Consider the following 19854-nt stretch of genomic DNA (forward strand, 5'->3'; position numbering starts at 1 on the left):
GACTTTTCTGAACAATCACGGTTGCGGCAGTCTCGCTACCGACACCTCAAACTCTAGACAACCGGTGGGCACTTTGTGTGAAAACCGACCGTCGGGCAACCATCGACATCCTTGCTCGCGCCCACAGGGGCTTGGCGATTATCATGGTTGCCATTCCAACCCAGCGTTTACGAGACTGCGCATGACTTTCGATTTTGATCAGGTGTTCGACCGCCACGGCACTGGCAGCACCAAGTGGAGCCGTTACCCGGCCGACGTGCTGCCAATGTGGGTCGCCGACATGGATTTCGCCGCGCCACCGATGATCATCCAGGCCCTGCAAAAGCGCCTGGAACACCCGTTGCTCGGCTACAGCGTGGCCAAGGACGACTTGCGCGAAGCCATCATTGCTGATTTGTGGAACAAGTACGCCTGGCGCGTAGAGCCGCAAGAGCTGATCTTCCTGCCGGGCGTCGAGTCCGGCTTCAACATGGCGCTCAAGGCGCTGGTACAGCCGGCGCAGAATGTGGTCGTGCAGGTCCCCAACTATCCGCCCCTGCGTCACGCGCCGGGTCACTGGGGCCTGAACAAGGTCGAGCTGAATTTCGACCCGCAGCCTGACGGGACTTACACCACGCCACTGGCGACCCTGAACGCGTCCCTGCAAGGGGGCGGCGCATTGCTGCTGAGCAACCCGCACAACCCGTTGGGCAAAGCCTTCGGTCGGGATGAACTGCAGGCCATCGCCGACATCTGCCTGGCCAACGAGGCCTGGATCATTTCCGACGAGATCCACGCCGAACTGTGCTTCGACGGCCGCCAGCACCTGCCGATGGCGTCCCTGAGCCCGAAAATCGCCCAGCGCACCATCACGCTGATGTCTGCCAGCAAGGCCTATAACATCGCCGGCCTGAAAACCTCGTTCATGATCATCCAGGACCGCCACCTGCGCGAGAAGGTCAACCATGCCCGTTGCGGCATGGTCGACAGCGTCAATCCGCTGGGCATGGAAGCCACCCGCATCGCCTACAGCGAAGCCGCCCCCTGGCTGGCCGCGCTGAAGGACTACCTGCAAGGCAACCGCGATTACCTGGTCGACGCGGTGCGCAGCCGTTTGCCGGGCATCACGATGAATGTGCCGCAAAGCACCTACCTGGCCTGGCTCGATTGCACGGCGCTGGGGCTGGATAACCCGCAGCAGTTCTTCCTCGAACAGGCCAAAGTCGGCTTGAGCCCAGGCCTGGATTTCGGCGATGACTGCCAACAGTTCGTGCGCCTGAACTTCGGCTGCCCGCGGTCGTTGCTGGAGGAAGGGATTGCGCGGATGGAGCGCAGTTTGCGTCATCGTAACGGCTGACCCCTCCCCTGTAGGAGCCAGGCTTACCGGCGAAGAACGATAACGCGGTGCAGCAGATACACCGCTGCGTCTGGGTCGCCGCACCGCTGGCTCCTACTCAGCCAAGGCATCCAAAAGCCCGGAGGCGACACATCTTCAAGATGCATTGAAGCCGCGTTGATCGTTGGCATTATCGCCAAAAGCGATCGCAAGGCGTTGGTCGGGCCGGTGAACACGCTGGCTGAAGATTTGTCGACAATGCGGGGCAAGCTTGGGTTGAACTGAGTGTTGTAGTGTCTGGACGGACGTCTTCGCTGGCAAGCCAGCTCCTACAGGTTGATCGCATTCCTCTGTAGGAGCTGGCTTGCCAGCGAAGCTTTTCTGGCCTTACAGAATGCGGTAGAGCAACCGCTCGATGCGCACCCGGCTTACCCGCTTGAGAAACTTCGCCACCCCCGCCGGGTAATCCGGCAGGGTTTGCAGGTCCTGGTAACGCTCGATGCGCCGGGTGTGCTGGAAGATCTGCGCAAGCTCGGTGCGCCGCGGTTCCAGCAGTTCGTTGTGCGGATCATCGATCAGCAAGGCGTTTTCCAGGTCGAGTCGAAACGCTCGCGGATTGAGGTTGTTGCCGGTCAGCAAGGTGTAGCGCTGATCGACCCACATGCCCTTGAGGTGATAGGTGTTGTCGCCGTCTTTCCACAGGTGCAGGTTCAACTGGCCACTGTCGATGTTGCGCTGATGCCGCTTGGCAAAGCGACGCAGGCTGATCTCGTAGAGATACGGCAGTGCCGAGATCACCTTGAACGGTTCGTTCGGTGGAATGTAGAAATCGTTGGCGGTCTTGTCACCGACCACGATGTCGATCTTCACCCCCCTGGCCAGCGCCCGGTTGATTTCCCGGGTCACGGCCAAGGGCAGGTTGAAGTACGGCGTACAGATGGTCAGTTGCTGCCGGGCGCTGCCGATCAGTTCGCCGATCACCCGGCTCAATGGGTTGTTCTTGCCTACGCCCAGTAACGGGCTGACCGACAGGCCGCTTTTATCCGTGCTGCCTTGGGTGGTGTCGTAGGCCGCGTGCTTGAGACGGCTGCGCAGGTCGCCGATGTCGTTGCGCAGGCTGCGGGTGGTCGGCAGGTTCGGCAGGTCCAGGCGATGCACCGCCTTGGAAGCCATCAGGCCGTGCTGCACCAGATGATGCATCGAGTCGGCCAGGGCGCGGTTGTGCAGCAGGTGGTAACGGTCGTACCGGTACTTGTCGAACTGGTGCAGGTAGACGTTGTTCAGGCTCGCACCGCTGTAGATCACGCAGTCATCGATGACGAACCCCTTCAAGTGCAACACGCCAAACAGCTCGCGGGTCTGCACAGGCACGCCATACACCGGCACGACGCTTTCATGGGTGCGGGTCATTTCCTGATACCAGGCCGAGTTGCCCGGCTGCTTGCCGGCACCGATCAGCCCGCGCTGGGCGCGCAGCCAGTCGACGACCACCGCCACGTCCAGTTCCGGACGCGCCAGCTTGGCCGCGTGCAAGGCGTCGAGAATTTCCTGGCCAGCCTCGTCTTGTTGCAGGTACAGCGCAACGATATAGATGCGCTGGGTGGCGCTGGCGATTTTCTCCAGCAGGCAACGACGGAACTCGGCGGCGCCAGAGAGGATAGTGACGGCGTCGGCGGTCAGCGGAAAACTGCGCAGTTTAGGCAGCAGGGGGCGTTTGAAAAGCGACGGCATAGGGCTCGCAATGGGTCGAATCCGAAGAGTTTGAGAGCTTACACCATCGATGGGTTTGGGTCTTGTTCGCGTCAGTGAGATCGCCTTCGCGGGCAGGCCTCGCTCCTACAGAGGCCGAGGCGATTTCACCAATGTTGCAAAATAATATTTGACCAAGGAGAACGATCGTTCTACTGTAGCCACATGAACAAGATAACCAGCAACGACACACGCGACATCATTCTGGATGTCACCGAAAAGTTGATCTACAAAAGTGGCATTGCCGCCACGGGCATGGATCTCCTGGTGAAAACCGCCGGCGTCTCCAGAAAAAGTATCTACCGCTACTTCGCCAACAAGGAGGAGCTGACCGTCGCCGCCCTGCAACGCCGGGACGAACGCTGGATGCACTGGTACAGAAGTGAAGTCGGACAGGCACAAACGCCTGCCGAGCGCCTGCTCAACCTGTTTACCGTGCTCACGACCTGGTTCGCCAGCGAAGGCTTTCGCGGCTGCGCGTTCATCAACACCAGCGGTGAAACCGGCGATCCGCAAGACCCTGTGCGCCTGGTCGCCAGGGACCACAAACAGAGGTTGCTCGACTACGTGTGCGAGCTGTGTACCGAATATGGCGCCGAAGATCCGCAGATGTTGGCCAAGCAGCTGCTGATCCTGATCGACGGGGCCATCACCGTCGCACTTGTCATGGGTGACCACAGTGCAGCCGATAATGCGCAATGCATGGCGCGGAAGTTATTGGGCCTGTAATAACTTGATCAAGGCCGACAACTTGCTTGAACTTTAATTTAATAGGGAGACATGAAATGTCTAACGCCGAAGTTCGTCCGCCATTGCCACCATTCACCCGTGAATCAGCTATTGAAAAAGTTCGCCTGGCCGAAGATGGCTGGAATTCCCGGGATCCGGAACGTGTTTCGCTGGCCTACACTTTGGACACGAAATGGCGCAACCGCGCCGAGTTCGCCTACAACCGTGAAGAAGCCAAGGGTTTCCTGACACGCAAATGGGCCAAGGAACTGGAATATCGCCTGATCAAGGAGCTCTGGGCGTTTACCGATAACCGCATCGCCGTGCGTTATGCCTATGAATGGCGCGACGATTCGGGCAACTGGTTTCGCTCCTATGGCAATGAAAACTGGGAGTTCAGCGAAGACGGCCTGATGGCGCGGCGCTTCGCCTGCATCAACGACATGCCGATCAAGGAAAGCGAGCGCAAGTTCCACTGGCCGCTGGGTCGTCGTCCTGACGATCATCCGAGCCTGTCGGACCTGGGCCTGTAACCACCGGATCCTGTAGGAGCTGGCTTGCCAGCGAAAGCGCCCCAGAGTCTAGCGCTATGCTCAGGGACGCCTTCGCCGGCAAGCCGGCTCCTACAGTGGCGGGGGCCCGAGCGCAAAATCTGAACCCGCCCCCCCGTTGATCGTTCCTACGCGCAGCAAAGGAATGCATCCCGGGACGCTCCGCGTCCCAGCGTTAACAGCGTGCGCAGAGCGTCCATGGCGGCATTCCCACGCAGAGCGTGGGAACGATCAGCGCGGTCGCAGCAAGAGCTGGATATGGGTAAGATACCGGCCCTTCCCCGCAGCCCTTTGCTGCCCCCCGCCGATTAAGCCGATTCCATGCCTTTCGAACTCAGCGTTGACCTCACCACCCTGGCCATCCTGGCCTTTGTCGCTTTCATTGCCGGTTTCATCGACGCTATCGCCGGTGGCGGCGGCCTGTTGACTACCCCGGCCTTGCTGACCGCCGGCCTGCCGCCGCACCTGGTGCTGGGCACCAACAAACTCAGTTCAACCTTTGGCTCGGCCACGGCCAGCTTCACGTTTTACCGTCGCAAGTTGTTCCACCCCAGGCAGTGGACACACGCCATCGTCGGCACCCTGGTAGGCGCGTTGACTGGTGCGGTCGTCGCCCACTACCTGCCGGCCGAATGGTTGAACAAGATGCTGCCGGTGATCGTGTTCGCCTGTGGCCTCTATCTGTTGTTCGGTGGCACGCCGAAAGCGCCGCTGGACAGCGACGCACCGATCAGGAAAAAGTGGCAATCGACCCAGGGCTTCAGCCTGGGTTTCTACGATGGCGTGGCCGGTCCCGGCACTGGGGCGTTCTGGACCGTCAGCAGCCTGCTGATGTACCCGATCGACCTGGTGAAGGCCAGCGGCGTAGCCCGCAGCATGAACTTCGTCAGCAACATTGCGGCGCTGTCGGTGTTCGTGTTTTCCGGGCAAGTGGACTGGATCATCGGCCTGAGCATGGGCCTGTCGGTGATGGTCGGGGCCTTCTTCGGTGCTCGCACCGCCATCAGCGGCGGCGCGAAGTTCATTCGGCCGGTGTTCATCACCGTGGTGCTGGGCCTGACCGTGCGCTTAGCCTGGCAACACTGGTTCAGCGTGGCCTAAGCGCCGCGCCACATAGACGTCGATCAGGTAACGGGCGATCGAACGTGAGGCCGGCAACGGCGGCAGATTGTTCACGTTGAACCACTGGGCATCTTCGATCTCGTCCTCCTGGCAGACGATCTCGCCACCGGCGTATTCGGCATGGAAACCGAGCATCATCGAGTGCGGGAACGGCCAGCACTGGCTGCCCAGGTACTGGATGTTCTTTACTTCGATCTGCACTTCTTCACGCACCTCGCGAATCAGGCAATCCTCCGCCGATTCGCCAGGTTCGGCAAACCCGGCCAACGTGCTGTAGACCCCGGCGACAAAGCGTGGCGAGCGAGCCAGCAGCACTTCATCGCCACGGGTCACCAGCACGATCATGCTTGGGGAAATCCGCGGATAGCTGCGCAAATCACAGGGCTGGCAGTACATCGCGCGCTCGCGCGGCACCTGGGTCATGGCCTGGCCGCAGTTGCCGCAAAAACGGTGCTCGCGGGCCCAGGTACCGATCTGCGCGGCGTACCCCAGGACCTTGAACACTGTGTGATCGCCCTCGAGCATGAACGCGCGCAAGCCTTTCCAGTTGCAGCCCGGCACATCGCTGTGGGCGCGCAACTCCAGCAGGTAGACAGGTTCGCCATCCAGATGGCCGATGCCGTGTTCGGCGAGTACCGCCAGATCCTGGCGCTTGAGCCATTCGCGCGGAAACAATGCGCCGTTGTCATCGAACAGGAAGCCTTCGGGGCTGCGCGCTACCGCCCAGCCGCCAGGCTGGTCGGTGTCCAGTACTGCCGTGGTCCAGCGTGGAGTCATTTTTCAATCAATCCAGAAATTCGGGTTTCTGTTTGCTCATATGGGCGGCCATGGCCACGCGCAGATCGGTCGATTGCAGCATGGCGGCGTTCCAGGTGGCGACGTATTCCAGGCCGTCGTCGATGCGATGATCGCGCATGTAGCTGATCATCTCCTTGGTGCCGGTAATGGCGATCGGCGACTTGCTCGCAATCTCGCGGGCGATGCCCATGACGCCGTCGAGCAGGCTGGCGGTGTCGCTGTAGACGCGATTGACCAGGCCCATGCCCCGTGCTTCTTCGGCGCCGAAAGTGCGACCAGTGTAAGCCAGTTCGCGCAGCATGCCGTCCCCGACGATCCGCGGCAAGCGTTGCAGCGTGCCAACGTCGGCGGCCATGCCGATATCGATTTCCTTGATCGAGAATTGCGCGTCTTCGGCGGCGTAGCGCATGTCACAGGCGGCGATCAGGTCGATGGCGCCGCCCAGGCAATAGCCCTGGATGGCCGCGAGCACCGGCTTGCGGCAGTTGTCGACCGCATTGAAGGAAGCCTGCAGGTCAAGGATCTTGCGGCGCAGCAAGCGCGCATTGCGCCCGACGTCCTTGCCCATTTCATTGGCCACGCCGGCCAGCATCATCAGGTCGATGCCGGAAGAGAAATGCTTTCCGGCGCCACTGAGTACCACCACCCGGACTTCATCGGTGTCGTCGATCCACTGGAAGATCTCGATGATCTCGGTCCAGAAGGCAGCGTTCATCGAGTTGATTTTTTCCGGGCGGTTGATCTGCACATGGGCAATCTTATCCACCAGTTCGACGCTGAACGCTGTGTACTGAGACATGCTAGTGATCCTTTACCGGGCAAAAAATTAAGCCCGAACTATAACAAGGCAGCCTGCCAGGCGGTAAGGCAGTGGTTCAGCCAAAAGCGGGACCTCTGGGCGCACCACAACAGTGCGCAGGGGCCGTGGCACTACGCACATTTGTGTGACTGCCACGTGACCTGGTGCAGCCAATTTGCGAAAAAACCTGCACTTCGTCGGTGCGTTCGCACCGGTATCCGGCACGTTCGTACCTAAATGAACCGATTGTCGAACAATTTTGCCATCAGGCCTTTACCGCTCTAAGTTCTGGCCTAGACTGATTTTCGCGGGGGAGACCGGTCGGTCAGAAAGTGGAAAAAAAGTCGAAACTTTTGCCCCACCGGACCGGTCGAGTGAAAAGAAGGTGCGTTGCGACTGGTGCAATCCTTGCAATGGCTAATTCACCCATTCTGCTTCAGCGCATTTGGGGAGCGCTTGCTCGCCGACGCGTAGCGCTTTTGTGTGCTACCACACCCTTGGCCAGATAACACCATTTGCCAGACCTGAGAATTAGATCAACAACACGGGAGATGCATATGATTAGTGCGGCTTTGGATATACAAGGAGAGCTGGCTCATCAACAGGTCGGCGAATCGAGCGCCGTGACTGCTCCCAGTGCTCAACCGATCAGCGTTACCGGTACCCGCACCCTGGGACCGGTGGCCAGCCAGAACCCCAACAAGAAGAAAGTGTTGTTCGTCACCTCCGAGATCGCTGACCTGGTGAAAACCGGCGGCCTGGGAGACGTTTCCGCCGCACTGCCACGGGCCATGGCACATCTGCACGATGTGCGTGTACTGATCCCCGGTTATCCGCAAGTGATGCACAGTGAAAACCCGATTCACATCATCGGTGAACTCGGCGGTCACGCGGCGCTCCCGCCGTGCAAGATCGGGCGCATGGACATGCCTGACGGTCTGGTCATTTATGTGTTGATCTGCCCTGAGCTCTACGAGCGCGAAGGTTCGCCCTATGGCGCCAACAACGGTCGCGACTGGCCGGACAACCACATCCGTTTCGCCCGACTGGGCCTGGCGGCCGCCGACATCGCTGCCAACCTCGCACAAATCCACTGGTGCCCGGACCTGGTGCACGCCCATGATTGGCCTGCTGGCCTGGCCCCTGCCTATATGCACTGGCGCGGGCAGCGCACCCCGACCCTGTTCACCATCCATAACCTGGCCTACCAGGGTGTGACGAGCCTGGGGTCCTGCCCCGAGTTGGGTATTCCGCAACACGCCTTGCAACAGGAGGGCATGGAGTTCTACGGCAAGATGTCGTTCCTCAAGGCTGGCATGGCCTATTCGAGCCACATCACCACAGTCAGCGCGACCTACGCCCAGGAAATCACCACCCCGGACTTCGGCTGCGGCCTGGATGGCTTCCTCGCCGCCAAGACCCAGCAAGGTCTGCTCAGCGGCATTCCCAACGGCATCGACGAAAGCTGGGATGCGGCCACCGACCCGCACCTGTTCTGCCCCTTCGAAATCGGCGACTGGGACGGCAAGGCAGTCAACGCTGCCCATGTCCGCCAGTTGTTCGGCCTGCAAGACAGCGAAGGGCCGCTATTCGCCGTGGTCTCGCGCCTGGTTTATCAGAAAGGCCTGGACCTGACCGAAGCGGTCTCCGAATACATCGTCAAATCCGGCGGCCAGATTGCAATCATCGGCCGTGGCGAGCCGGAAGAAGAACAAGCGATGCGCGAACTGGCCCTGCGTTTTCCCGGGCAGATCGGTGTGCGCATCGGTTTCAACGAAACCGATGCGCGCCGGATGTTTGCCGGCAGCGACTTCCTGTTGATGCCGTCGCGCTATGAACCTTGCGGCCTGAGCCAGATGTACGCCCAGCGCTTCGGCTCGTTGCCGGTGGCACGCAATACCGGTGGCCTGGCTGACACCATTGAAGACGGCGTGACCGGCTTCCTGTTCGATGAATCCACGGTGGAGAGTTATGAGCAAGCCCTGAGCCGCGCGTTCAAGGTGTTCGCCTTCCCCGACCTGCTGCACGCCATGCGCTGCCGTGCCATGTCGGCACCGTTCAACTGGTGCAAGGCGGTCGAACCCTACGCCGAACTCTACGAGCAGTTGGTGGCCAAGGCCTTGGGGAAATCGCACAAACAGTAAGAGGCTTTCGAAATGCCGTTACGGACCCTTGAGACCTGGCCCCACGGCGCAATCAAACTGGACCCGCAAAACACGCGATTCGCGTTGTGGGCACCGGATGCGTTCTACGTCAGTGTCGAACTGGAAAATGGACAGTCCTTGCCGTTGCTGCCTCAGGCCGACGGCTGGTTCGTGATCAACACCCGCTGCCCGGCGGGTACGCGCTACCGCTACAACATCGATGGCGAACTGGAGGTGCCCGACCCGGCCTCCCGCGCCCAGGACGGGGACATCGACCAGCACAGCGTGGTGGTCGACCCGTTGGCCTACCCATGGCGACACAGCACCTGGCTGGGACGCCCGTGGAACACAGCTGTGATCTACGAGTTGCACGTGGGTGCCCTCGGCGGCTTCCTTGCCGTCGAGCAACACCTGGCGCACCTGGTGGAGCTTGGGGTCACCGCGATCGAGTTGATGCCCATCGCGCAGTTTCCCGGCGAGCGCAACTGGGGCTACGACGGGGTGCTGATCTATGCACCCCAGGCCTCCTATGGCACGCCCGAACAGCTCAAGCACCTGATTGACACCGCCCATGGCCTCGGCCTGGCGGTGATGCTCGACGTGGTCTACAACCACTTCGGGCCGGATGGCAATTACCTGCACCGCTACGCCAAGGGCTTCTTCCGCGAAGACCAGCACACGCCTTGGGGAGCGGCCATCGATTTTCGTCGGCGCGAGGTGCGCGACTTCTTCATCGACAACGCCTTGATGTGGTTGCTGGAGTACCGTTTTGACGGCTTGCGCCTGGACGCGGTGCATGCGATCGAAGACCCGGACTTTCTCCAGGAACTGGCCCAGCGGGTGCGCCAGCAGACCGACCCGTCGCGCCATGTGTGGCTGGTGGTGGAGAACGAACATAACCAGGCCAGCCTGCTCGAACAGGGCTATGACGCGCAGTGGAACGATGACGGCCATAACGCCTTGCACGTGCTGCTCACCGGCGAGACCGATGCCTATTACGCCGACTATGCAAACAACCCCACCGAACAACTGGCCCGCTGCCTGAGCCAGGGCTTCGTGTTTCAGGGCCACCTCAACCGCCATGGCAAACCGCGCGGCGAGCCCAGCGGGCATTTGCCACCCAGCGCGTTCGTGCTGTTTTTGCAGAATCACGACCAGATCGGCAACCGCGCCTTTGGCGAGCGCTTGCATCAACTGGCCCACCCCGACGCTTTAAAAGCGGCGACGGTGCTGTTGCTGCTGTCGCCGATGATCCCCCTGATGTTCATGGGCGACGAGTTCGCCGCCGAACAACCGTTCCTGTTTTTCACCAGCCACCACGGCGAACTGGCACAGTTGGTACGCGAAGGACGGCGCAATGAATTTGCCGCCTTCAGCGCGTTTGCCGACCCCCATAAACGCGAACAGATTCCCGATCCCAACGCACCACAGACCTTCGAAGCGTCGCGCCCTGCCCTCACCGTCAGCGAGCCCTCGGCGATGCAGGCGCTCTATCGCCAACTGCTGCAGATCCGCCATCGGCACATCATCCCGAACTTGCCTGGCACCCGCGCGCGCAATGCCCAGGTGCTGGGCTTTGGCGCGGTAAGCGCGGCATGGCGCCTGGGCGATGGCAGTCAGTTGCGCATCGACCTCAACCTCAGCGACACACCGCGACGTCACACCTCACAGGTGGACGCCAGCTTGCTGTTCGAACACCCGCCCGGGTCTGGCCAACTGCTGGATCAAGGCACCTTGCCCCCGTATTGCGCGCTGGTCAGCCTCACGGCCGCGGCCCCTTTGCTACCCCTTGATGGAGAGCGCCAATGAGTGATGCGCAACTGGAAATCCTGGCCACCCGGGCCGGCCTGGCAGTCGACTGGATCGACGCCAATGGTCGCCCGCAAAAAGTCGCGCCTTCGGCGCTGCGCAACGTCCTCACCGGACTCGGTCACCCGGCCGGCAGTGCCCAGGAAATCGATGCCAGCCTGCTCGAATTGCAACAGGTACAACAGACCCGACACCTGCCGCCGCTGATCACCGCTGATTTTGGCGTCGGTCTCAACCTGGCACATTTTTTCGAGCCGCTGACACCCTGCCAGATCCACCTCGAAGATGGCTCGCAACTCAGTCTCAAACTGGATGCCGAGGCTGTCCTGCCGGGTCTGATACCGGTCGGCTACCAACACGTCGACATCGATGGGCAAAGCTTTACCCTGGCCGTCGCCCCCGCCCGCTGCTACAGCGTGGGCGATGCGGTGGACAGCCCGATCCCGCGCGCCTGGGGCTTGAGCGTGCAACTGTACGCCTTGCGCCGCGCTGGCGATGGCGGTTTTGGTGACACCCAGGCGCTGGAAGACCTGGCCCGTGTTGCGGGCGAACGCGGCGCCGACGCACTGGCGATCAGTCCGTTGCATGCCATGTTTGCCAGCGACGCCCAACGCTATAGCCCTTATTCGCCTTCAAGCCGTCTGTTTCTCAATAGCCTGTATTGCGCGCCGGGGGCGATTCTCGGTGAGCGCGCGCTGCGCACCGCTATCGATGCCACTGGCCTGGCCGCCGAACTCAAGCATCTGCAAGAGCTGCCATTGATCGACTGGCCGGCCGCCGCCGAAGCCAAGCATCGGCTGCTGCAGGCGCTGTACGACGGTTTCGTGCACGGCGAACATCCACTGCACGCCGACTTCAGTAGCTTTCGCCATGCCGGCGGTGAAGCGCTGGAAAATCATTGCCGCTTCGAGGCCATTCAAGAGGCCCGCGCCGCCAGGGGCGAAAGCCTCGACTGGCGTGAGTGGCCGCAACAGTGGCGCAACCCGCGCAGCGCCGCCCTGGCCGAATTCGCCGAAGAAAATTCCACACGCATCGGCTTCTTCGCCTTCTGCCAGTGGCTGATCACCCGTTGCCTGGAGCGCGCGCAAGCTGCCGCCCGCAGCAGCGGCATGGGCATTGGCCTGATTGCCGACCTGGCCGTCGGTGCCGATGGCGGTGGCAGCCAGGCCTGGAGTCGCCAGGATGAATTGCTCGCCTCCCTCACCGTAGGCGCGCCACCGGACATTCTCAACCGCACCGGCCAGGGTTGGGGGATCTCCGCATTTTCCCCCGAAGGCCTGGTGCGCAACGGCTTTCGCGCGTTCATCGAAATGCTGCGCGCCAACTTCGCCCACGCCGGCGGCCTGCGGATCGATCATGTCATGGGCCTGCAACGGTTGTGGGTGATCCCCAATGGCGCATCCCCCGCCGATGGCGCTTATTTGTATTACCCGCTTGATGACTTGCTGCGCCTGTTGACCCTCGAGTCCCATCGCCACCAGGCCATCGTCCTCGGCGAAGACCTCGGCACGGTACCGGACGGCCTGCGGGACAAACTCAGCGCCCGTGCCATCCTCGGGATGCGCGTGTTGCTGTTCGAACAGGACAACACGCACTTCAAACCGATCCTCGACTGGCCGGACAACGCCCTGGCCACCACCAGTACCCACGACCTGCCCACTCTCAACGGCTGGTGGCATGGCCGCGATATCGACTGGAACGCCCGCCTCGGCCTGGTCGATGCCAGTGCTGAAATCGAGTGGCGCCAGCATCGCGAGCGCGAGCGCGAAGGCCTGCGCCGGGCCTTGAGCCAGGACCCGCAGAACTTTCGCGAAGAGTCCCACGAAACCGATCAGGTCCTCGACGCCAGTGTGCGTTTCCTTGGCCACACCCGCGCGCCACTGGTACTGCTGCCACTGGAGGATGCCCTGGGCGTCGAACAGCAGGCCAACCTGCCCGGCACCATCGATACCCACCCCAACTGGTCCCGTCGCTTGCCCGGTAACAGCGAAGCCTTGCTCGATGGCCCGGATGCCGCCCGACGCTTGGAACTGCTCGCCTGCGCGCGACTTCAGGCGGCCGAGCGTGACCAATGAACCCGGTCGCCGTCGGGCCGCTTCGGGCCACCCTGCGATTGCAATTCCACAAAGGCTTTACCCTCGACGATGCCGTGCCGCTGGTGCCCTACTTCGCCCGCCTTGGCATCAGCCATGTCTACGCCTCGCCGCTGCTGAGCGCCCGCGCCGGCTCCATGCACGGCTATGACGTGGTGGACCCGACCACCGTCAATCCGGAACTGGGCGGTGAACCGGCGCTGCACCGCCTGGTCAGCGCGCTGCGCGGCCAGGACATGGGGCTGATCCTCGACATTGTCTCCAACCACATGGCGGTCGGCGGCAACGACAATCCCTGGTGGCTGGACTTGCTGGAGTGGGGTCGTCTGAGCCCGTACGGCGAGTTCTTTGATATCCAGTGGCACTCGCCCGACCCCTTGATGGAAGGCCAGTTGCTGTTGCCGTTCCTCGGTAGCGACTATGGCATCGCCTTGCAGGACGGCACCCTGGCGCTGCGTTTCAATGCGCAGCGCGGCGCGTTTCATGTCGAGCATTACGAGCATCACTTTCCGATCTGCCCCAGCCATTACGGCGAGCTGCTCAAGGCAGATGCCGAGCAGCTCAAGTTACTGGCCGACCGCTTCAGCACCTTGAGTTATCAGACCGATGCCCACAGCCTGGCGACTGCGTTAAAAAAAGAGTTGCGCGAACTGGCCAGCGATCCCGCGATGCTGCAGGCCATTGAGCAGAACCTCAAAGCCTACGACTCGCAGACCGGCGAAGGTTTTCAACGCTTGCACAACTTGCTGGAACGCCAGAGTTACCGTCTCGCCAGTTGGCGCACCGCCGCGGACGACATCAACTGGCGGCGATTTTTCGATATCAACGAGCTGGGTGGTTTGCGCGTCGAGCGTCCAGCGGTGTTCGAGGCGACCCACGCGAAAATTTTCCAGTTGGTGGCGCAAGGGCTGGTCGACGGCTTGCGCATCGACCACATCGACGGCCTCGCCGACCCACGGGGCTACTGCCGCAAGCTGCGACGGCGGGTCGACAGCCTGGCGCCGGGCCGGCACCTGCCGATCTATGTGGAAAAAATCCTTGGCGAAGGCGAAACCTTGCACCGCGACTGGTCGGTGGATGGCACCACCGGCTACGAATTCATGAACCAGTTGTCGCTGCTGCAACACGCCCCCGCCGGTGAGCACGCCCTGGGCGAACTCTGGCACCGCTACAGCGAGCGCCCGGCCGACTTCCGTCAGGAAGCCCAACTGGCCCGCCAGCAGATTCTCAATGGCTCGCTGGCCGGAGATTTCGAAAGTGTGGCCCAGGCTTTGTTGCAAGTGGCCCGGGATGACCTGATGACCCGCGACCTGACGCTGGGCGCGATCCGTCGAGCGTTGCAGGCGCTGATCGTGCATTTCTCGGTGTATCGCACCTACATCGGCGCCCTGGGGCGTTCGGCGCAGGACGAGGTGTTTTTCCAGCAAGCCATGGAAGGCGCCCGACAAACCCTGGGCGAAGCCGACTGGCCAGTGCTCGAGTGCCTGGCGGGTTGGCTGGGGGGCGAGCGCTGGCGAAAACGCCCGGCTGGCCGCCTGCGCAAACGGCTCAAGCATGCCTGCGTGCGCTTTCAACAGCTGACCTCACCCGCCGCCGCGAAGGCCGTGGAAGACACTGCGTTCTATCGCTCGGCGGTGTTGCTGTCGCGCAATGACGTCGGCTTCAACACCGAACAATTCAGTGCCCCGGTGGCTGATTTCCATGCCGCTTGCCTGCAGCGCCTGGAACAGTTTCCCGACAACCTGCTGGCCACCGCGACCCACGATCACAAGCGTGGCGAGGATACCCGCGCGCGCCTGGCGGTATTGAGTGAACGCAGTCAATGGTACGTTGAGCAGATCGGCCTCTGGCGCGCCCTCGCCCGGCCCTTGCGTGACGACGATCAAATGCCGTCGGCGGGTGATGAGTTGATGCTCTACCAGGCACTGCTGGGCAGCTGGCCGCTGGACCTGCGCGCCGACGACCCACCGGCGTTTGAGGACTACGCCCAACGCATCAGCCAATGGCAACGCAAAGCCCTGCGCGAAGCCAAGCTGCAAAGCAGCTGGAGCACGCCCAATGAAGCATACGAACAAGCCAGCGAGAGCTTTGCCCGGCGCCTGCTGCTGAGCCCGGAAGGTGAATTACTGCGCAATGCCCTCGGCAAGGTCGCCCGCACGATTGCTTTGCCTGGCGCCCTCAACGGATTGGCGCAAACCTTGCTGCGCATGACCGTACCGGGAGTGCCGGACCTCTATCAGGGTAACGACTTCTGGGACTTCACCCTGGTCGATCCGGACAACCGCCGGCCGGTGGATTACGCCAGCCGCCAACAGGCCTTGCAGCAACCCTTGGACCTGCCTGATCTGTTGGAACACTGGCGCGACGGGCGCATCAAGCAAGCCCTGATTGCGCGAACATTAAACACCCGTGCCGAGCACGCCGAACTGTTTCGACGCGGCACTTACCAGGCTCTCGAAGTCATCGGCAGCCAGGCCAATCGGGTGCTCGGATTTGTCCGTGAATGGGAGGGTATCCGCGCCATCGTCATCGTGCCGATCCATTGTTCGGCACTGCTGGAAAACAGTGCCGTGCCTCACGTGGACGCGCCGCAGTGGGGCGATACCCGGGTCAGTTTGCCGTTCACAGTCGCCGACGAAAATCTGAAGGGACTTTTTTCCAGCATCGCAGTCACAAAACACAGGGAGCTGATGATCAGCGCCGCGCTGGGGGATTTCCCGGTCAATCTTTTTATCCAGGCTACACACACTTGAGTTCAATTCAGGAGCAATGCGATGAGTACCAACGATAAACGCATCCGCGAGTTTGCCTATCAGATCTGGGAGTCTGAAGGCAAACCCGAGGGCCAGGAAGCACGGCATTGGGAGATGGCGTGCAAACTGGCTGAAGCCGAAGCCCTGGCACCGAAAAAGCCGGCAAAAACGGCGGCGAGCAAGCCCGCCGCGAGTAAAGTCGGCGACGGCAAGCTCAATGGCAAGGCCGCAGTAGCAAAACCCAAGGCCAAAGCCAAGCCGGCTGCTGCCTCTGCTGTGGTACCACCGGGGGAAAAAGCCGCCGAGAAAAAACCTCGTGCAGCGCGAAAACCACCAGCCGTCTAAGCTTTTCTACCGTTGCCCTGAAGGTTTTCCAGTGGCGAGCCCGCTCGCCACCGTAGGGTTTGCTCGTCCACGAAAAAATCCTGAGCCCCGTCACTGTCTGCCGTTACTGGAGCACTTATGACCCGTCCCAAGAAAGAAACGCCACCTCCCCGCGCGGAGCCGTCGCGCATCCGCGAAGGACTGCCCTTTCCGCTCGGTGCAACCTGGGATGGCCTGGGGGTCAATTTCGCCCTGTTCTCGGCCAACGCCACCCGGGTCGAATTGTGCATTTTCGATGACGCCGGCGAAGTGGAACTCGAACGCATTGAACTGCCGGAATACACCGACGAGATTTACCACGGCTACCTGCCCGACGCCCATCCGGGGCTGATCTACGGCTACCGCGTGTACGGTCCATACGACCCGGCCAACGGCCACCGCTTCAACCCCAACAAGCTGTTGATCGACCCCTACGCCAAACAATTGGTCGGTCAGTTGAAATGGTCCGAGGCCTTGTTCGGCTACACCATTGGCCACCCCGACGCCGACCTCAGTTTCGACGAACGCGACAGCGCGCCCTTCGTGCCCAAATGCAAGGTGATCGACCCGGCGCACACCTGGGGCCACGATCATCGGGTCAGCGTGCCATGGGACAGGACGATCATCTATGAAACCCACGTGCGCGGCTTCAGCATGCGCCACCCCGCCGTTCCCGAAAACCTGCGGGGGACCTTTGCCGGTCTGATGGTCGACGAAGTGCTCGAGCACATCCGCAAGCTGGGCGTATCGACCGTCGAGTTGCTGCCGATCCACGCCTTCGTCAACGACCAGCACCTGCTGCACAAGGGCATGACCAATTATTGGGGCTACAACAGCATTGCGTTCTTCGCCCCCGACCCGCGTTACCTGGCCAGTGGCAAGATCGCCGAGTTCAAGGAAATGGTCGCGCACCTGCACGAAGCCAACCTGGAAGTGATCCTCGACGTGGTCTACAACCACACCGCCGAGGGCAACGAACAAGGCCCGACCCTGTCCATGCGCGGTATCGACAACGCCTCCTATTATCGCTTGATGCCTGAGGAAAAACGCTTCTACATCAACGACTCGGGCACCGGTAACACCCTGGACCTGAGCCACCCGTGCGTGCTGCAGATGGTCACCGACTCCCTGCGCTACTGGGCGTCGGAAATGCATGTGGACGGCTTCCGCTTCGACCTGGCGACCATCCTTGGGCGTTATCACGACGGTTTCGACGAGCGCCACAGTTTCCTCGTGGCCTGCCGCCAGGACCCGGTACTGCGCCAGGTCAAGCTGATCTCCGAGCCTTGGGACTGCGGGCCGGGCGGTTATCACGTCGGCCGCTTTCCCCCGGGCTGGGTGGAATGGAACGACAAGTTTCGCGACACCGTGCGCGCATTCTGGAAAGGCGACGATGGCCAGCTGGCGGACTTCGCCAGTCGCATGACCGCTTCCGGCGAGATGTTCAACCAGCGTGGCCGGCGGCCCTACTCATCGCTGAACTTCATCACCGCCCACGACGGTTTCACCCTCAACGACCTGGTGTCGTACAACGACAAGCACAACGAAGCCAACGACGAGAACAACCAGGACGGCAGCAACAACAACCTGTCATGGAACCATGGCGTCGAAGGCCCCACCGACGACCCGCAAATCAACGAACTGCGCCAGCGCCAGATGCGCAATTTCTTTGCCACGTTGCTGTTGGCCCAGGGTACGCCGATGCTGGTGGCCGGCGATGAGTTCGCCCGGACCCAGGAAGGAAACAACAATGCCTATTGCCAGGACAGCGACATCGGTTGGGTCAACTGGGACCTGAGCGAAGACGGCAAGGCCCTGCTCAAGTTCGTCAAGCGCCTGATCAAGTTGCGCCTGAGCTATCCGATCCTGCGCCGCGGGCGCTTTTTGGTGGGCAACTACAACGAGGACATCGGCGTCAAGGACGTCACCTGGCTGGCGCCCGATGGCAGCGAGATGACCACCGAGCACTGGCACGATGCGCACAATCGCTGCCTGGGCATGTTGCTCGACGGGCGCGCCCAGGAAACCGGGATCCGTCGCAAAGGCGCGGACGCCACGTTGTTGCTGGTGGTCAATGCGCATCACGACATTGTCAACTTCCTCCTGCCGGAGGTACCCGACGGCGCCTTCTGGACGTGCCTGATCGACACCAATCAACCGTCCATACGCGGCCAGGAGCGCTTCGATTTCGGGCGCGAGTACTCGGTCACCGGGCGCTCGTTGCTGTTGTTCGAACTGCAGCGCGAGGAAGAGGAGTAAAAACGGCGTCGGAAAATTTGTGCCGTGCATGCACATCCGGCGCGACGAATAGCGATGCATGAGCAATACTCGATGCGCGGCTGTCCAGGATCCGGAGCGCCGCGCTTCGCTATCAACCCGCCTCACAGCTGCTACAACGCTTGCTGTTGTGCACGACTGGAGGTAAACGGAACAAGGACGTACGTCATGAAATCTGTGTCCATCAGTGACAGCGGCTGTGCAGAACAAATCTGGAACAGTGCCCCGCAATTGGCCAATATCCCGGTAATCGGTACCCAGTCCCTCCTCCCTCCAGGCGCCCGTGCCGTGGTGATCGCCCCCCATCCTGGCGACGAAGTGGTGACCTGCGGCGGTCTGCTGCAGTTGCTCAGCGCCACGGGACACCCTTTGCAGTTGATCTCGGTGACCGACGGCAGCGCCAGCCATCCAGGGTCGCAACAGTGGTCGGAGAAGCGCCTGAGCGTGTTCCGCTCCCAGGAAAGTGTCGAGGCCTTGCGCCGCCTCGGCTTGCCGATGCACAGCCTGAAATGGATTCGCGGCGGCTTCACCGACCACACCCTGGCGGAGCATGAACAGGCACTCACGCAATTCATCGCCCGTTATCTACGCCCGGGCGATGTGGTGTTCAGCACCTGGTGCGGGGATGGCAACAGCGACCATGACGCTGTCGGCCGCGCCAGCGCCAATGCCGCCACCATCGCTGGCGCCGTCTTCACTGAGATACCGGTCTGGGCCTGGCACTGGCCATCCCGGGACAGCGCCTTGATCCCCTGGCACCGGGCACGCAAAGTGCGACTGGACACCTGGACGGTGGCGCGCAAGAGCCACGCTACCCATGCCTACGCCAGTCAGCTCGACGGTGAGCCGGCCGTCGGGATTGCGCCACGGTTGCCGCGGGTTTTGCTGGAGCGGATGCGGTTGCCTTATGAGATTGTGTTTGTCTGAAAGGACGAAGGCGGTTGTCATTCAACCATTTTCTTTCAGGTGTACATATCCATTCCTGCGGTAACGGCCACTTATGGTTTCACAGCGACTCACTTTTCCAAGCGCCGAAGGCATTGCTCCGTGGGTCGCCCCAGATCAAAAACAAAAGCGAGGCAGCCTGACAGCCGACCTGATTTCAAGTGAACACGTGATCGTTCCCACGCTCTGCGTGGGAATGCATCCTGTGACGCTCTGCGACACCGTTGTGCACGGCTCACGTCATGCGTCAACAGCGGAACGCGGAGCGTCCCTGGCGGCATTCCCACGCAGAGCGTGGGAACGATCAACAAAAGCGAGGCAGCCTGACAGCCGACCTGATTTCAAGTGAACACGTGATCGTTCCCACGCTCTGCGTGGGAATGCATCCTGTGACGCTCTGCGTCCGT

At 61.6% G+C, this 19854-nt stretch carries 14 protein-coding genes and 1 pseudogene; 12 read left to right on the forward strand and 3 right to left on the reverse strand.

The features are described from left to right. The first annotated feature begins 181 nt into the window (after nt 1-181). Both ACIO0C_RS03445 and ACIO0C_RS03450 read left to right on the forward strand, forming a co-directional pair. The gene (locus tag ACIO0C_RS03445; protein ID WP_401307819.1) at nt 182-1336 is read left to right on the forward strand and encodes a MalY/PatB family protein; all 1155 of its coding nucleotides are present in this window, start codon (nt 182-184) and stop codon (nt 1334-1336) included. Nucleotides 1337-1507: 171 nt separating this feature from the next. Next, nucleotides 1508-1600, forward strand: a pseudogene (locus tag ACIO0C_RS03450) (EfeM/EfeO family lipoprotein); the annotation flags it as partial. Between the two features lie 102 nt (nt 1601-1702). On the opposite strand, the gene pssA reads toward ACIO0C_RS03450, so the two are convergent. Next, a complete protein-coding gene (pssA, locus tag ACIO0C_RS03455) occupies nt 1703-3046 on the reverse strand; it encodes a CDP-diacylglycerol--serine O-phosphatidyltransferase (protein ID WP_401307822.1) in 1344 nt (447 codons plus the stop codon). Between the two features lie 183 nt (nt 3047-3229). Between pssA and ACIO0C_RS03460 the strand changes: the two genes are divergently transcribed. The 3 genes from ACIO0C_RS03460 (at nt 3230) to ACIO0C_RS03470 (ending at nt 5445) form a co-directional block, all read left to right on the forward strand. Then, nucleotides 3230-3793, forward strand: a complete 564-nt coding sequence (locus tag ACIO0C_RS03460) for a TetR/AcrR family transcriptional regulator (protein WP_401307825.1) — start codon at nt 3230-3232, stop codon at nt 3791-3793. Between the two features lie 56 nt (nt 3794-3849). Next, nucleotides 3850-4326 (forward strand): DUF1348 family protein, encoded by a 477-nt coding sequence (locus tag ACIO0C_RS03465; protein WP_401307828.1) that lies wholly within the window; start codon nt 3850-3852, stop codon nt 4324-4326. A gap of 339 nt (nt 4327-4665) precedes the next feature. Beyond that, a complete protein-coding gene (locus tag ACIO0C_RS03470) occupies nt 4666-5445 on the forward strand; it encodes a TSUP family transporter (protein WP_008056701.1) in 780 nt (259 codons plus the stop codon). Here ACIO0C_RS03470 and nudC read toward each other — a convergent pair. Beyond that, complete coding sequence (gene nudC, locus ACIO0C_RS03475) at nt 5413-6243, reverse strand: NAD(+) diphosphatase (protein WP_401307831.1); 831 nt, start codon at nt 6241-6243, stop codon at nt 5413-5415. The two genes, ACIO0C_RS03470 and nudC, sit on opposite strands and share 33 nt — an antisense overlap. Before the next feature lie 7 nt (nt 6244-6250). Next, a complete protein-coding gene (locus ACIO0C_RS03480; RefSeq protein ID WP_401307834.1) occupies nt 6251-7063 on the reverse strand; it encodes a crotonase/enoyl-CoA hydratase family protein in 813 nt (270 codons plus the stop codon). Nucleotides 7064-7620: 557 nt separating this feature from the next. Here ACIO0C_RS03480 and glgA point away from each other — a divergent pair. From glgA to ACIO0C_RS03515, 7 genes are all read left to right on the forward strand, one after another. Next, the gene (glgA, locus tag ACIO0C_RS03485) at nt 7621-9207 is read left to right on the forward strand and encodes a glycogen synthase GlgA (protein WP_401307837.1); all 1587 of its coding nucleotides are present in this window, start codon (nt 7621-7623) and stop codon (nt 9205-9207) included. Between the two features lie 12 nt (nt 9208-9219). Continuing rightward, entirely contained in the window at nt 9220-11016 is a 1797-nt protein-coding gene (gene treZ, locus ACIO0C_RS03490; RefSeq protein WP_401307840.1) for a malto-oligosyltrehalose trehalohydrolase, read from the forward strand. After that, nucleotides 11013-13091 carry a 4-alpha-glucanotransferase gene (malQ, locus tag ACIO0C_RS03495; protein ID WP_401307843.1) on the forward strand — a complete coding sequence of 693 codons (2079 nt, stop codon included), beginning with the start codon at nt 11013-11015 and terminating at the stop codon, nt 13089-13091. The genes treZ and malQ overlap by 4 nt, the downstream gene beginning before the upstream one ends. Then, the gene (locus ACIO0C_RS03500; RefSeq protein ID WP_401307845.1) at nt 13088-15862 is read left to right on the forward strand and encodes a malto-oligosyltrehalose synthase; all 2775 of its coding nucleotides are present in this window, start codon (nt 13088-13090) and stop codon (nt 15860-15862) included. Before malQ ends, ACIO0C_RS03500 begins: the two co-directional genes overlap by 4 nt. 21 nt (nt 15863-15883) lie before the next feature. Next, complete coding sequence (locus tag ACIO0C_RS03505; protein ID WP_401307848.1) at nt 15884-16207, forward strand: DUF2934 domain-containing protein; 324 nt, start codon at nt 15884-15886, stop codon at nt 16205-16207. Nucleotides 16208-16324: 117 nt separating this feature from the next. After that, complete coding sequence (glgX, locus tag ACIO0C_RS03510) at nt 16325-18484, forward strand: glycogen debranching protein GlgX (protein ID WP_401307851.1); 2160 nt, start codon at nt 16325-16327, stop codon at nt 18482-18484. A gap of 186 nt (nt 18485-18670) precedes the next feature. Beyond that, nucleotides 18671-19429, forward strand: a complete 759-nt coding sequence (locus ACIO0C_RS03515) for a PIG-L deacetylase family protein (protein ID WP_401307854.1) — start codon at nt 18671-18673, stop codon at nt 19427-19429. Nucleotides 19430-19854 lie beyond the last annotated feature (425 nt).

The sequence above is a fragment of the Pseudomonas sp. NPDC087336 genome, assembly GCF_044744285.1.
In the GTDB taxonomy this organism is placed as follows: Bacteria; Pseudomonadota; Gammaproteobacteria; order Pseudomonadales; family Pseudomonadaceae; genus Aquipseudomonas.